The sequence below is a fragment of the Bacillus swezeyi genome, from assembly GCF_030908325.1.
GTDB lineage: Bacteria > Bacillota > Bacilli > Bacillales > Bacillaceae > Bacillus > Bacillus swezeyi.
Genome location: NZ_CP133085.1, coordinates 2,626,103 through 2,641,217, shown reverse-complemented (window position 1 = coordinate 2,641,217; position 15,115 = coordinate 2,626,103). Strand labels below are relative to the sequence as shown.

General features: G+C 44.7%; 16 protein-coding genes. 15 read left to right on the top strand and 1 reads right to left on the bottom strand.

Going from position 1 to position 15,115, the window contains the following annotated elements:
• Window positions 1-189: 189 nt before the first annotated feature.
• From RBH91_RS13045 to fni, 10 genes are all read left to right on the top strand, one after another.
• Window positions 190-1,464 carry a Glu/Leu/Phe/Val family dehydrogenase gene (locus tag RBH91_RS13045; RefSeq protein WP_307891869.1) on the top strand — a complete coding sequence of 425 codons (1,275 nt, stop codon included), beginning with the start codon at window positions 190-192 and terminating at the stop codon, window positions 1,462-1,464.
• Between the two features lie 88 nt (window positions 1,465-1,552).
• Complete coding sequence (locus RBH91_RS13040; protein ID WP_307891868.1) at window positions 1,553-2,518, top strand: YpdA family putative bacillithiol disulfide reductase; 966 nt, start codon at window positions 1,553-1,555, stop codon at window positions 2,516-2,518.
• A gap of 109 nt (window positions 2,519-2,627) precedes the next feature.
• A complete protein-coding gene (locus RBH91_RS13035; RefSeq protein WP_307891867.1) occupies window positions 2,628-3,596 on the top strand; it encodes an asparaginase in 969 nt (322 codons plus the stop codon).
• An 84-nt stretch (window positions 3,597-3,680) separates the two neighbouring features.
• Window positions 3,681-4,349 carry a glutamic-type intramembrane protease PrsW gene (gene prsW / locus RBH91_RS13030; RefSeq protein ID WP_076758809.1) on the top strand — a complete coding sequence of 223 codons (669 nt, stop codon included), beginning with the start codon at window positions 3,681-3,683 and terminating at the stop codon, window positions 4,347-4,349.
• Window positions 4,350-4,504: 155 nt separating this feature from the next.
• Window positions 4,505-5,443, top strand: coding sequence for a spore cortex-lytic enzyme (gene sleB, locus RBH91_RS13025; protein ID WP_076758812.1), 939 nt, complete (start codon window positions 4,505-4,507; stop codon window positions 5,441-5,443).
• Between the two features lie 16 nt (window positions 5,444-5,459).
• Window positions 5,460-6,812, top strand: a complete 1,353-nt coding sequence (gene ypeB, locus RBH91_RS13020) for a germination protein YpeB (protein WP_307891866.1) — start codon at window positions 5,460-5,462, stop codon at window positions 6,810-6,812.
• Between the two features lie 161 nt (window positions 6,813-6,973).
• On the top strand, window positions 6,974-7,150 hold the full coding sequence (locus tag RBH91_RS13015) for a YpfB family protein (RefSeq protein ID WP_307891865.1): 177 nt from the start codon (window positions 6,974-6,976) through the stop codon (window positions 7,148-7,150).
• 79 nt (window positions 7,151-7,229) lie between these two features.
• Window positions 7,230-7,910, top strand: a complete 681-nt coding sequence (gene cmk / locus RBH91_RS13010) for a (d)CMP kinase (RefSeq protein WP_307891864.1) — start codon at window positions 7,230-7,232, stop codon at window positions 7,908-7,910.
• A gap of 217 nt (window positions 7,911-8,127) precedes the next feature.
• Window positions 8,128-9,276, top strand: coding sequence for a 30S ribosomal protein S1 (rpsA, locus tag RBH91_RS13005; protein WP_307891863.1), 1,149 nt, complete (start codon window positions 8,128-8,130; stop codon window positions 9,274-9,276).
• 13 nt (window positions 9,277-9,289) lie between these two features.
• Complete coding sequence (gene fni / locus RBH91_RS13000) at window positions 9,290-10,339, top strand: type 2 isopentenyl-diphosphate Delta-isomerase (RefSeq protein WP_307891862.1); 1,050 nt, start codon at window positions 9,290-9,292, stop codon at window positions 10,337-10,339.
• Between the two features lie 30 nt (window positions 10,340-10,369).
• Here fni and RBH91_RS12995 read toward each other — a convergent pair whose 3' ends face one another.
• Window positions 10,370-10,501: a YpzI family protein gene (locus tag RBH91_RS12995; protein WP_076758823.1), complete on the bottom strand. Its 132-nt coding sequence runs from the start codon at window positions 10,499-10,501 to the stop codon at window positions 10,370-10,372.
• Window positions 10,502-10,573: 72 nt separating this feature from the next.
• Here RBH91_RS12995 and RBH91_RS12990 point away from each other — a divergent pair, with 72 nt between their 5' ends.
• The 5 genes from RBH91_RS12990 to RBH91_RS12970 all read left to right on the top strand — a co-directional run bounded on the left by RBH91_RS12990 (window position 10,574) and on the right by RBH91_RS12970 (window position 14,793).
• Window positions 10,574-11,176 (top strand): YphA family membrane protein, encoded by a 603-nt coding sequence (locus RBH91_RS12990; protein WP_076758827.1) that lies wholly within the window; start codon window positions 10,574-10,576, stop codon window positions 11,174-11,176.
• Window positions 11,173-12,078, top strand: coding sequence for a YIEGIA family protein (locus RBH91_RS12985; protein ID WP_307891861.1), 906 nt, complete (start codon window positions 11,173-11,175; stop codon window positions 12,076-12,078). Before RBH91_RS12990 ends, RBH91_RS12985 begins: the two co-directional genes overlap by 4 nt.
• A complete protein-coding gene (locus tag RBH91_RS12980; protein ID WP_076758834.1) occupies window positions 12,071-12,265 on the top strand; it encodes a capping complex subunit for YIEGIA in 195 nt (64 codons plus the stop codon). Before RBH91_RS12985 ends, RBH91_RS12980 begins: the two co-directional genes overlap by 8 nt.
• A gap of 165 nt (window positions 12,266-12,430) precedes the next feature.
• Window positions 12,431-13,741: a ribosome biogenesis GTPase Der gene (gene der / locus RBH91_RS12975; RefSeq protein ID WP_076759000.1), complete on the top strand. Its 1,311-nt coding sequence runs from the start codon at window positions 12,431-12,433 to the stop codon at window positions 13,739-13,741.
• 14 nt (window positions 13,742-13,755) lie between these two features.
• Window positions 13,756-14,793, top strand: a complete 1,038-nt coding sequence (locus RBH91_RS12970; RefSeq protein WP_076758836.1) for an NAD(P)H-dependent glycerol-3-phosphate dehydrogenase — start codon at window positions 13,756-13,758, stop codon at window positions 14,791-14,793.
• Window positions 14,794-15,115: the final 322 nt, after the last annotated feature.

Genomic DNA, 15,115 nt, shown 5'->3' with positions numbered 1-15,115 from the left:
ATCGCAAAAGATTTTCTGCTGTGTTAAACAGCAGTTTTTTTCTGCCGAAAATAAGAATATAACAAAAAAGATTTTTCTCGAATATTTTCACGAAAAATGGTTGTTTGTTCTTTGCATGATTGGTGCAAGGGTGTATACTATTCTCTGAAAGGACAACATGCCAGAAAGACTTTAGGAGGTTAACTTATAATGGTAGCCGATCAAAACACCGGTCATACTGAAGAAAATACACATGACGTTTTAAAATCAACGCAAACGGTGATACATAAGGCGCTTGAAAAATTGGGGTATCCAGAAGAAGTGTATGAATTGTTAAAAGAACCGATTCGTTTTCTAACGGTTAAAATTCCGGTTCGCATGGATGATGGATCTGTGAAAATCTTTACGGGATACCGCGCCCAGCACAATGATGCAGTAGGGCCGACAAAAGGCGGCATCCGTTTTCATCCGGGGGTTACAGAAAAAGAAGTTAAAGCGCTTTCTATTTGGATGAGTCTGAAATGCGGAATCATTGACCTTCCATATGGAGGCGGAAAGGGCGGGATCATTTGTGATCCAAGGGATATGTCCTTTCCTGAACTGGAACGTTTAAGCAGAGGCTACGTCAGGGCGATCAGCCAAATTGTCGGACCGACAAAAGACGTGCCGGCTCCCGATGTATTTACTAATTCTCAAATTATGGCATGGATGATGGACGAATATTCAAGAATTGATGAATTCAACTCTCCGGGTTTCATTACCGGAAAACCGCTCGTTTTAGGTGGTTCTCACGGCAGAGAATCTGCGACAGCAAAAGGGGTTACAATCTGTATTAAAGAAGCAGCGAAGAAAAAAGACATCGAAATAGAAGGGGCTTCTGTCGTTGTGCAGGGGTTCGGAAATGCGGGAAGCTACCTGGCGAAATTTATGCATGATGCAGGTGCAAAGATTGTCGGCATTTCTGATGCATACGGCGGCTTATATGATCCGGACGGCCTTGACATCGATTATCTGCTCGACCGTCGCGACAGCTTTGGAACCGTCACCAAGCTGTTCAACGATACGATTACAAATCAGGAGCTGCTGGAGCTGGAATGCGACATTTTAGTGCCGGCTGCGATTGAAAACCAAATTACCGCGGAAAATGCACATAACATTAATGCGAAAATCGTCGTCGAAGCGGCCAATGGACCGACAACGCTTGAAGCAACGAAAATTCTTTCCGACCGCGATATTCTGCTTGTGCCGGATGTGCTTGCGAGCGCAGGCGGTGTGACGGTATCTTATTTTGAATGGGTGCAAAACAATCAGGGCTTCTACTGGACAGAAGAAGAAGTGGAAGATCGATTGGAAAAAATGATGGTCAAATCATTTAACAATATTTATGAGATGTCCCACAACCGCAGAATTGACATGCGGCTTGCCGCCTACATGGTGGGAGTCCGCAAGATGGCGGAAGCTTCACGCTTCAGAGGCTGGATATAGATTCTAGCATTTGCAACAAGCAAAAAAATCTCCTATCATGAAATAGGAGATTTTTTGTTTTTCGGATATGACAGGAGATGAATGGAACATGAAAGAAGAAAAAGTCATCATTATCGGCGGCGGCCCCTGCGGGCTTTCGGCGGCTATTGCGATGCAGCAGATCGGAATAGATGCCCTCGTCATCGAAAAAGGGAATATTGTAAACAGCATTTATCAATATCCTACACATCAAACGTTTTTTAGTTCGAGCGAAAAGCTGGAAATCGGTGATGTGGCATTTATTACTGAACATCACAAACCGGTCAGAAATCAGGCGCTTTCTTATTACAGAGAAGTCGCCAAACGGAAAAATTTGAGAGTCAATGCTTTTGAAAAGGTTCATTCTGTAACGAAAACCGAAAAGAATCAGTTTATCGTGGAAACATCCAAGGACACCTACCTGGCTTCATTTTGCGTCGCTGCGACGGGATACTATGACAACCCGAATTATATGAATGTACCGGGCGAGGATCTTCCAAAGGTGTTCCATTATTTCAAAGAAGCCCATCCGTATTTTGATAAAGATGTTGCGGTCATCGGCGGCAAAAATTCAAGTGTTGACGCGGCTATGGAGCTTGTCAAAGCAGGCGCGCGAGTGACGGTTTTATACAGGGGAAAAGAGTATTCCTCAAGCATAAAACCGTGGATTCTTCCCGAATTCGTCTCCCTTGTCAAAAACGGAAAAATACGGATGGAATTCCGTGCAGCCGTCAAGGAAATCACGGAAGACCGGCTGATTTTTTCTGTTGACGGGCAAGAGACCAGCATCAAGAATGATTTTGTATTCGCGATGACGGGCTATCATCCCGATCACAGCTTCCTTCAAAAAATGGGCGTTCAAATTGATGCTGAAACAGGCCGTCCATTCTTCCACGAAGAAACGATGGAGACGAATGAAGAAGGCATTTTTATTGCAGGCGTCATCGCCGCGGGGAACAATGCGAATGAAATCTTTATTGAAAACGGACGTTTTCACGGCGGTTTAATTGCAGCTGAAATCGCGAAACGGATTTAAAATTTCCCACGATATGATTTGTTACATGAAAAAGAGAGCATATCTATATATAGATGTGCTCTCTCTTTTTTTCTGCACACAAATCACGACGTAAAGGGGCATCGTAAAGATGAAAAACAAAGTAGCTCTCATCACCACAGGAGGGACGATCGCCAGCCGGAAAACCGAAAGCGGAAGGCTGGCAGCGGGCGCCATCAGCGGGACAGAACTCGCCGAAATCTGCAACCTTCCTGAAGATGTTGAGATCGATGTATATCCGACTTTTCAGCTTCCGAGCATGCATATTACATTTCAAGATTTATTGGAACTGAAAAAGGCCATTGAAAAGGTTTTTGAGGACAAATCATATGACGGGGCCGTTGTCACGCACGGAACCGATTCACTTGAAGAAACGGCCTATTTCTTAGATTTAACCATACAGGATGAAAGACCGGTTGTTGTTACAGGCTCGCAGCGCGCCCCGGAGCAGCAGGGCAGTGATGCATATACAAATATCAGACACGCGGTTTATACGGCCTCAAGCCGGGATATAAGGGGAGCGGGCACAGTTGTCGTTTTTAACGAAAGAATATTTAATGCGCGCTATGTTAAAAAAGTCCATGCCTCCAACCTGCAGGGCTTTGACGTATTTGGCTTTGGCTACTTAGGCATCATTGACAATGATCAAGTGTATGTTTATCAAAAGCCCTTAAGACGAGATGTCCATCAGCTCAAAAAGGCTCTGCCAGAAGTGGATATCATTAAATGCTATCTCGACGCAGACGGAAAGTTCGTGCGCGCCGCTGTGCATGAAGGAGCCGCCGGGATCGTGCTTGAGGGTGTCGGGAGGGGACAGGTGACGCCGAAAATGATGGCCGATATCGAATATGCATTAAATCAAGGCGTTTATATTGTCATCACGACAAGCGCGGAAGAAGGCGAAGTCTATACGACATATGACTATGCCGGGAGCAGCTACGATCTGGTGAAAAAAGGCGTCATTTTAGGAAAAGATTACGACAGCAAAAAAGCGAGGATGAAATTGGCTGTTCTGCTCGCCAGCTATGAGAGCGGCATAAAGGACAAGTTCTGCTACTAGGAGAATCGCAGCATATCTTTTCAATTTCAAAACAATCAGAATCATGGTAGGATAGAATGAGATGATAAAGAAAGAGGTTTCCTCATGCTCGGAATTATCTCCGCAGGCTTAGCTCCCGGAATCGCATTGTTAATGTATTTTTACTTAAAGGAAAAGTATGAATCAGAGCCCATTCATATGGTGGTCCGCCTCTTTATACTGGGGGTTTTGCTCGTCTTTCCGACGATGTTTATACAGTATGTATTGGAAAAAGAACACATATCAGAAGGCAGTTTCTTCGTTTCTTTTTTATCTTCCGGGTTTTTGGAAGAATTTTTAAAATGGTTCCTGCTGATGGTCAGCGTTTTTCAGCATGTTGACTTTGATGAACACTATGACGGAATCGTATACGGGACAAGCATTTCATTGGGGTTTGCCACGCTGGAAAATATATTATACCTCATCGGAAACGGGGTTGAATACGCATTTGGGCGCGCTTTGCTTCCGGTATCAAGCCATGCTTTATTCGGCGTTATTATGGGCTTTTATATCGGCAAAGCTCGATTTTCCACAAGTAAAACGAAGCTGAAATGGCTTTTGCTCTCGCTCTTTATACCGGTCGTACTGCACGGCCTTTACGATTACATCCTGCTTGCCTTGAAAAATTGGATTTATTTTATGCCGCCGTTTATGATTTTTCTCTGGTGGTTCGGCCTTCGGAAAGCAAAAAAAGCCCGCTCGGTCAAAGCCGGAGAACAGCCGCTCCATCATTAGCCGCCTTTTTTAAAGGCGGTTTTTTATTGGCCGAAAAAGCGGATGGGACGTAAAAGCCGATTTTTTGCCTGAGATGAAACAGAAAGGAAATCGTGCATAAAATCTGCCTCGCTACAAAAGATATGGTTACAAAAATGCTGGAGGAGGCTTAAAACATGAAGTCGAAAGGTTCTTTTTGTTTGAATGTCATTCTTTGTACCATTATGGCAACCAGTCTTTCACTTCCATTCAGTCAAAAAAGCTCTGCCTTTTCTGAACAGGTGATACAGCGGGGGGCAACAGGTAATGATGTGATTGAACTGCAGGCAAGGCTTCAATATAACGGCTATTATAATGGCAAAATTGACGGGGTGTATGGATGGGCTACATATTGGGCTGTCCGCAATTTTCAACATCAGTTTGGATTAAAAGAGACAGACGGCCTTGTCGGTCCGAAAACAAAACGATTTTTGATTAATCATTCGAAATATTACAGCGATTTTGTACACAGACAGCTTAGAAAAGGAAACAAATTTACACATTACGGCGGCCTGCCGCTGAAACATCAGACGAAGCCTTCAAAAGAGGTGCAAAAGCAGGCAAGAAAAAAAGCGGAAGCCAGACAGCAGCAGCCCGCTCCAAAGCAGGATACGGCCCAAAAACAGCCGCAGGCTCCTGCGCAGCCTAAAAAACAAGAAAAGCCGAAAGCTGCTGCGCCTAAAAAACAGGACGCAGTTGCAGCAAACATGCCGGGCGGCTTTTCAAACAATGACATCAATCTATTGGCGCAAGCCGTTTACGGCGAAGCGCGTGGGGAGCCGTATGACGGCCAGGTCGCGGTTGCAGCCGTCATTTTGAACCGGATTAACAGCTCGACTTTCCCAAATACGGTTGCAGGCGTCATATTTGAACCGCTTGCATTTACAGCTGTAGCCGACGGCCAAATTTATATGACGCCGGATGAAACAGCGAAGAAAGCCGTTCTGGATGCCATTAATGGATGGGACCCTTCAGAAAGTGCTATGTACTATTTCAACCCTGATACGGCCACAAGCTCTTGGATATGGGGAAGACCTCAAATCAAAAGGATCGGCAAACACATTTTCTGTGAATAAAAGCGAGGTGTTATAAATGATCAGAGGAATTTTAATCGCCATTTTAGGTATCGCCATAGTCGGAACAAGCTACTGGGGTTATAAAGAGCATCAGGAGAAAGACGCGGTTTTATTGCATGCGGAAAACAATTATCAGCGGGCGTTTCACGATTTAACCTATCAGGTGGATCAGCTTCATGATAAAATCGGCAGCACGCTTGCCATGAACAGCAAAAAAACGCTGTCCCCCGCTTTAGCGGAAGTCTGGAAGACGACGTCTGAAGCGCACAACAATGTCAGCCAGCTCCCCCTTACTTTAATGCCGTTTAATAAAACGGAAGAGTTTTTGGCGAGTGTCGGGGATTTCAGCTATAAAGCAGCCGTCCGGGACCTTGATAAGGAACCGCTCAACAAAAAAGAGTACGCTTCTTTAAATAAGCTTTATGAAAATGCAAAAGATATACAAAATGAACTGCGGAATGTTCAGCATCTGATCCTTGACAATAATTTAAGATGGATGGATGTGGAACTTGCGCTTGCCTCAGGGCAAAAGCAAAGCGATAATACGATAATCAACGGCTTTAAAACGGTGGAAAAAAGCGCAACAGCGTTTTCGGAAACCGATTTTGGCCCGGCGACAATGACGAGCATGAAAAAAGAGAAGCAGGGATACGATCATTTAAAGGGCAAAAAAATAACCGAAAAAGAGGCGCGCAAAATTGCTCAAAAGTTCGCTCCAGACAAAAATCATCATATCAAAGTGGCGAAGAGCGGCAAGAAAACGAACAGGGACGTCTACAGCATCAGCATGCAGGACCCTGACCAAAAAGCGGATATTTACATGGACATTACAGAAAAAGGCGGATATCCCGTTTACCTGATCCAAAACAAAAAAATTAAAAAAGAAAAAATAAGTTTAAATGATGCATCAAACCGGGCGCTTCAATTTTTGAAAAAGAACGGTTATAACATAAACGATCTTAAAATGGATGAAAGCTCGCAATATGACGGGGTCGGCGTTTTCTCATTTGTCCCTATTCAGAACGATGTGTGGCTGTATCCGGACAGCATCCGGATCAAGGTAGCCCTTGACGACGGTGAAATTGTCGGCTTTAATGCGAAGGATTTCTTGACCTCACATAAACAAAGAGATCTGCCGAAGCCTAAATTGACGCCGGAAAAAGCAAAAGCGAACCTCAATTCGAATGTAAAGGTTCAGGAAACGCGCCTCGCCCTGATTACGAATGAGCTTTCTCAAGAAGTCTTGTGCTATGAAATACTCGGTACGATTGAAAACGATACGTTCCGCATGTTTATCAACGCCAATGACGGCAGTGAAGAGAAAATAGAGAAAATGAAAAGCGCAGAACCGATATATAAAGACCTGTGATGGAGAAAGGAAAAGGCTTAAAAATGGCCTTTTCCTTTTTGGTATGCGGAATAATCAGACCTAAACATTTCCATACTGAATGTATGGGGCTTGAATCTAACGTTCCCGGAAATTGAAAAGGCCTGACCCGGCGTTTGCCTGCCAGGCATCGGAGGAATCATATGAAAACCATTGAGCGGTTATTGTTTAAAATTCTTGTCGTACAGGGCGTTATTTTAATTTGCGTTCAGCTTCTGTTTCATTTTTCAAAAGCTGAACCTTATCTGTCAAAGGTCGTGCAGTATGAAGGAGTAAACAAAATGAAAATCGGCGAATGGATCGAGACATTTAAGCCGTAAATCACGTGAAAATCTCCCCTTTTTCGCTTCGAACATGATACAATCCTATAAGGAGTACCAGAGAGCAAGGAGAGGAATTATGGAAAAGAAATTATGTATCGCAATCGACGGCCCTGCCGCAGCAGGAAAGAGCACAGTGGCTAAAATCGTGGCAAAAAAAAAGGGCTATATTTATATTGACACGGGCGCTATGTATCGGGCCATTACGTATTTAGCGCTCAAAAAGGGCGTTGAGCTGACCGGTGAAGCCGGACTGACGACATTATTAAAAGAGTCCGCCATCGATCTCTCTGTTTCAGAAGAAGGGGAGCAGAAGGTATATATCGCAGGCGAGGATGTAACAGAAGCGATCCGCACGGACGAAGTAAGCAATCAGGTTTCGATCGCCGCCAAGCACGGAGGCATCCGCGAAGAAATGACAAAAAGGCAGCAGCAGCTGGCCGAAAAGGGCGGGGTCGTCATGGACGGCCGCGATATCGGCACCCATGTGCTTCCCAATGCGGAAGTGAAAATTTTTCTGCTTGCATCAGTAGAAGAGCGGGCAAAGCGCCGCTTTGAAGAAAACGTCAAAAAAGGGTACAATGTAAATTATGAAACGCTTGCAGAAGAAATCAGGCGCCGCGACAAGCTTGATTCCGAGCGGGAGATTTCTCCTCTGAAAAAAGCGGATGACGCGCTTGAAATCGATACGACTTCATTATCCATTGATGAAGTGGCTGAGAAAATCTTGCAAGTTGTAGACAAAATGGCTCAAAAATAAAAAATCCGGGCAAATTACTTATTGTCTGCATGTTTTGACTTGACAAACACAGGCTTTTATTAGAAGTTAGTAATAATAAATCATTTTATAGAACATTCAAATATCCATTTTTGAATGGTTCTCTAATACATATCGGCTTTTCGGACTGTTAGACATTCAGTTCGGAATAACCGTTTTCACAAAAGCTGTGTAGGTTTGGACCAAGGAGGTTATTGAAATGACAGAGGAAATGAATCAAATTGATGTTCAAGTACCAGAGGTTGGAGATGTGGTGAAAGGTATTGTAACGAAAGTTGAGGACAAGCATGTCGATGTTGACATCCCCAACTGCAAGCAAACCGGTATTATCCCAATCAGTGAATTATCAAGTCTCCATGTTGAAAAAGCATCAGATGTCGTCAATGTTGACGATGAGCTTGAATTAAAAGTAACAAAAGTGGAAGACGATGCATTGATTTTATCAAAACGTGCTGTTGATGCAGACCGCGCTTGGGAAGACCTAGAGGAAAAGTTTGAGTCGAAAGAAGTGTTTGAAGCCGAAGTGAAAGACGTCGTCAAAGGCGGTCTTGTAGTCGATATAGGCGTGCGCGGATTCATCCCTGCATCACTTGTCGAAGCACATTTTGTTGAAGACTTTGCAGATTATAAAGGAAAGACGCTTACATTAATCGTTGTTGAGCTTGACAGAGATAAAAACCGGGTGATCTTATCCCACCGTGCGGTTGTTGAAAAAGAACAAACCGAAAGAAAACAAGGATTCCTGCAGACATTGGAAGCGGGACAGGTTCTTGAAGGAAAAGTTCAGCGCCTGACAGACTTCGGTGCTTTCGTTGACATCGGCGGTATCGACGGACTTGTTCATATTTCCCAGCTTTCACATTCACATGTTGAGAAACCGTCAGACGTTGTCGAAGAAGGCCAGGAGGTAAAAGTGAAAGTTCTTTCCGTTGACCGCGATAATGAACGGATATCACTGTCGATCAAAGAAACCCTTCCTGGACCATGGGCCAATATCGGTGAAAAAGTGAAACCGGGAGACGTCCTTGACGGCAAAGTTCAGCGCTTGGTAAGCTTCGGTGCATTTGTTGAAGTGCTTCCGGGAGTAGAAGGACTTGTTCATATTTCTCAAATCTCAAATAAACACATCGGGACGCCTCACGAAGTGCTTGAAGAAGGCCAGGAAGTGAAAGTCAAAGTTCTCGATGTCAATGAAGAGGAAGAGCGAATTTCTTTAAGCATGAAAGAGCTTGAAGAAAACAATGACAAAGCAGAACAGGAAAATTACCGTCAGTACCAAGCGAAAGAAGAATCTTCCGGATTCCAGCTTGGCGAAATGATTGGAGATAAACTGAATAAATTAAAGTAATTTGGTGATGATGGTGACGCGAGCCGAGAGAAAAAAAGAACACATTGAACATGCCCTGTCCACAGGACAAAAACGTCAGACGGGGTTTGATGATATCACGTTTGTTCACGTCAGCCTTCCGGAAACGGCATTGTCACAAGTTGATACTTCAACCAAAATAGGCGAACTGCTCTTAAGTTCGCCTATTTTTATCAATGCAATGACCGGCGGCGGAGGGCAGGCGACACTTGAGATTAACAGAGCTTTAGCGCGAGCTGCAGCGGCAGCAAACATCCCTGTTGCTGTAGGATCTCAAATGTCCGCGATAAAAGACCCTGAGGAGCGCCCTTCTTATGAGATTGTCAGAAAAGAAAACCCGAAGGGGCTTGTGTTCGCCAATTTAGGCAGTGAAGCGACGGTTGAGCAGGCTCAGAGAGCAGTCGATATGATCGAAGCGGATATGCTTCAGATTCATCTGAATGTGATTCAGGAAATGGTTATGCCTGAAGGCGATCGCTGCTTTATCGGGCGATTGCGCCGGATTGAGGATATCTGCCGTACAGTCAGTGTCCCTGTTTCTGTCAAGGAAGTGGGCTTCGGAATGAGCAGCAACACCGCTGCACAGCTGTTTCATGCGGGGGTCCATGCAGTTGATGTCGGCGGCTTTGGCGGGACGAATTTTTCAAAAATCGAAAACTTGCGCAGGGACAAAGCAGTTGGGTTTTTTAATCAATGGGGCATATCAACCGCGGCGAGCTTAGCCGAGGTCAGCTCCGCATTCAGCGATCGTCCGGTCATTGCCTCCGGCGGCATTCAGGATGCGCTTGATCTGGCAAAATCGATCGCTTTGGGAGCGTCTGCCGCAGGGATGGCCGGCCATTTTCTCAAGGTGCTGACAGACTCAGGCGAAGACGCTTTGGTCGAGGAGATGACGAGCCTTATCGAAGATCTGAAAAGAATCATGACTGTATTGGGCTGCAACACAATTGAGGAACTCAAAAAAGCCCCCCTTGTATTAAAGGGGGATACCTATCATTGGCTGAAAGCAAGGGGAATTGATCCTTCCGCTTACAGCGTGCGTTAAAGAGCCGGCTTATCAAAAAGCCGGCTCTTTTTATGGATTACGCTTTCGCGCTTCTTCAGCGCTCTCCAGAGAGGAAGCTCCGTTATGGCTGATCGCTTGGTCGCGGTCTGATTCGGTGCGCCTTTCTTTCTTTAGTTTCTTTTCCTGCCTGTCTTTTCCCATTGTTGTTCGCTCCTTCGCATAGGTTTAAAAATCCATCAGTCACTCCATACTAAAAATGGAGGACGAAAAAATATGGAAGAATTTTATTACTATTGGTCAATGTGGTTTTTGTGGGTTTTGACAACTTTTATCCTTGAGAAAAACAGAATCCGATTGTTTGCCTCGGCATTTATTTTGCTCAACATCATTTTAAGTATGTATCAGCTCCAGTTCATCTTGTTTTTTAATGCCGCTTATTTGCTGTTCTATACGGGTGCATATTGGCTGAACGGGTATCTCTCGATCTACAAAAGCGTCAGGCGCTTATTGCTTCATCTTGCCATGGTGTTTGCTTACGGTTTTTTATTTCTTTTTGCATTATATGATCCGGTTTGGTTTATCCTAAAGCCTGAATGGCTGATCATCATGCTGTTTGTGATCATGACGGCGGCTTTTGAAAAAAGCTTCGCCAGCCGCCTGGCGCTGTTTGTACTTGGCATGTGCCAGGGAGAGCTGTTGTACTCGCTCATCATCAGAAAGCTTTATGGAGACATTGTTGTCGGTGGCTTCTCTTGGCTGTCAATGTGTTCAGCCGGCATTGTTCTGATTTATGGAATGTCCCAATGTGAGCGGCTTGTACATCAGATCCATCAAATATGGAAGCGATTGAATAAAGGAGCAACCAAAATGTCATGAGTCAATATACTTATCCGATTCTCTTGGGAATTATCGCCGGTATTGGAGTCAGAGTGTATATGCTAAGGACCGATTACCGCCAGTACCCGACCTATCTTCACGGGAAAACGATACATATCGCACTGGCGATGATCGCTGCAAGCATCGGAGCGGTCATCATTCCATCTATATTAAAATCCGATTATACAGCCATCACGTTTTTAACGTTGGCCGCAACCCAATTCAGGGATGTCCGCAATATGGAAAGGGAAACATTGACACAGCTAGACGGCTATGAACTCGTTTCAAGAGGAAGCACGTATATTGAAGGAATTGCGATAGCTTTTGAAAGCCGGAACTACATTGTCATTTTTACGTCGCTCTTAACGACTTTGGCCTATATTCTTTTTTCATCTATATGGGCCGGGCTTGCGGTTGTGCTCATTTGTTTTATCGCCGGAAGAATCTTAATGTCCGGAAGCTTTATGAAGCATATTGTGGATATCGAGTACAAAAAACCGCACTTTGAAGGTTCAGGCCTTTATGTCGATAATATTTATATTATGAATATCGGTATTCCTGAAAAGCAGAAACTGATTCTCGAACACGGCATGGGCTTCATATTAAAACCGAAAAACTTCAATTCGGCGGTGACGATCGCCAATCTCGGCCAAAGGCAGGCGATATTATTCGATGTGTCAAACGTACTCGGCGTTTATCGGGATTCAGGCGAACCGTCGCTTACCCCTTTGGCCAAAAGGGATCTAAATGACGGACGAGTCGCCGTATTTGTCCTTCCGATCATCAAGGATAAGGACACGGCCATCAGGGTGATCGGGGACGTGCCGACACTTGAGAACGCAATCCGTATACCCATGGAGTTTATTAAAGAAAGGCACAGCAAGGTGATAAAAAATGAGTGAGTCGATCGAAAAATTTATCCTGGCAGTCGTTACGACCAGGCGGGATCGGGTTATCGGCGGTACATCTGTATTTTTTTGCGACAATCAGGAAGAGATGAATACGTATGCCAAAAATCTTGAAGCCATTCTTGACGGAATTGCCCACGGAATAGGGGATGACCTGTATTTGATTGTGAAACATTTTTAATTAGAGTTGTGCTCTCTTTAGAAATTGATATAATATATGAGTTAAGCCCTTCTGCATGAAAAAAGAAGGGTTTCTTTCTTCACGATGAATTTTGAAATGAAAAACTATGATCATTCATTTAAAAATGGAATGAATGCTTGGAAGAGAATTGAAAGGAAGGGTACTATGGGAAAACCTGTCGTAGCCATAGTTGGAAGACCCAATGTGGGAAAGTCGACAATCTTTAACCGGATTGCAGGCGAAAGAATTTCGATTGTGGAAGATACACCCGGTGTGACACGGGATCGGATATACAGCTCTGCTGAATGGCTGAACCATGATTTTAACCTGATTGACACTGGCGGGATTGAAGTTGGTGATGAGCCGTTTCTCGCGCAAATCCGCCACCAGGCCGAGATCGCCATGGAAGAAGCCGATGTGATCATTTTCATGACGAACGGCCGCGAAGGCGTCACAGCCGCCGACGAAGAAGTTGCAAAAATTTTATACCGCACAAAAAAACCGGTTGTTCTGGCGGTCAATAAACTCGATAATCCGGAAATGAGAGCGAATGTTTACGATTTTTATTCACTCGGATTTGGCGAGCCGTATCCCATTTCAGGAACGCACGGGCTCGGGCTTGGCGATTTGCTTGATGCGGTCAGCGAACATTTTAAAAACATACCCGAGACGAAATATGAAGATGAAGTGGTTCAATTTTGTCTCATCGGCCGGCCGAACGTAGGAAAATCATCTCTCGTGAACGCCATGCTTGGAGAGGAGCGCGTCATCGTCAGCAACATCGCCGGAACGACGCGGGATGCCATTGACACGAGGTTTACGTATAATCAGCGGGACTTTGTCATCGTCGACACAGCCGGGATGAGAAAAAAAGGAAAGGTCTACGAGTCAACTGAAAAATACAGTGTGCTCAGAGCCTTGAAAGCGATCGACCGTTCGGAAGTCGTCGCCGTCGTTTTGGATGGCGAAGAAGGTATTATTGAACAGGATAAACGGATCGCCGGTTATGCGCATGAAGCAGGGAAAGCGGTCGTTATTGTTGTCAATAAATGGGATGCGGTCGACAAAGACGAGCGGACAATGAAAGAATTTGAGCAAAATATCAGAGACCACTTTCAATTTTTAGATTATGCGCCTGTGCTGTTCATGTCCGCATTGACTAAAAAGCGGATTCATACGCTGATGCCGGCTATCCTGACGGCAAGCGAAAACCATTCGATGAGGGTGCAGACCAACATCCTTAATGATATCATTATGGATGCGGTGGCTATGAATCCGACGCCGACCCATAGCGGAAACCGCTTGAAAATCTATTATACGACCCAGGTGGCTGTTAAGCCGCCGACTTTTGTCGTGTTTGTCAATGATCCGGAGCTCATGCACTTTTCTTATGAACGCTTTTTGGAAAACCGGATACGCGATGCGTTTGGATTTGAAGGAACACCGATTAAGATTTTCGCAAGAGCAAGAAAATAAAGAGGTGTAGCAGAATGACTAAAGTATCGATTTTAGGAGCCGGAAGCTGGGGAACAGCATTGGCCCTTGTTTTGGCGGACAACCAGTACGATGTTTGCGTATGGGGCCACCGCGAAGAGCTGATTGAGCAAATCAATGAACATCATGAAAACAAAGATTATCTGCCCGGCGTCAAACTGCCTGACAATGTCCGCGCGACAACAGACCTGCAAGGTGCATTGGCTGATGTTAAAACGATCATTGTCGCCGTTCCGACGAAAGCGATTCGGGAGGTTCTCAAAGAGGCGGTTTCCTTTATCAAGCAAAAGGCGATTTTTGTACATGTGTCAAAAGGAATAGAGCCTGATACACTGCTCAGAATCTCAGAGATGATGGAAGAGGAAATCCCTGCTGAATTAAGGGAGGATATCGTCGTTCTTTCCGGTCCGAGCCATGCCGAGGAAGTCGGGTTAAGACACCCGACGACAGTAACGGTTTCATCGAAAAACATTGAAGCCGCTCAGGCGATTCAAGATATGTTTATGAATCAGCATTTTCGCGTCTATACAAATCCCGATATTATCGGAGTCGAGATCGGCGGTGCGCTGAAAAACATCATTGCACTTGCCGCTGGAATCACGGACGGCTTGGGATACGGAGATAATGCAAAAGCCGCTTTGATTACAAGAGGCCTCGCGGAAATTGCCCGATTAGGCACAAAAATGGGCGGAAATCCGCTGACATTCTCAGGGCTTACGGGAATCGGGGATCTGATCGTCACCTGCACAAGCGTCCATTCACGAAATTGGCGCGCCGGTAATATGCTGGGTAAAGGCTTCAAACTTGAAGAAGTTCTTAAAGAAATGGGGATGGTCGTTGAGGGGGTACGCACAACAAAAGCGGCATATCAGCTTTCACAGAAATATGATGTCAAAATGCCGATCACAGAAGCCCTGCATAAAGTTTTATTTGACGGCAAAAAAGTTGAAACAGCTGTTGAATCATTGATGGCAAGAGTCAAAACACACGAGATGGAAGATCTTGTGAACACGTTCGAGAATCAAATGAAATGACCACCCCAAATTCGATTTGACACTCTCCTCTAGGTTCTTTTTTAAAAACCTGAAACATTTTGGAGACTTAGGCAAGAGAGGATACATTTGTCCGAAGACTTGCATAAAATAGAATCGAAGTCTGGAAGAGCTGTATCTAATCATTTGGGTTTTATAGTCATCATTTACATCGCCTGAAGCAAAGTCCCCCTCTTTGCTTCAGGCTTTTTTTGCGCTTGTTCTTCATTTCGAAAAATTGGAAAACCTGTTGAACTTCTGGTTTTTCTTATATAAAATGAAATATAACGCTTACATCATAAGAGAATGATAGAAGGAGGGCTTT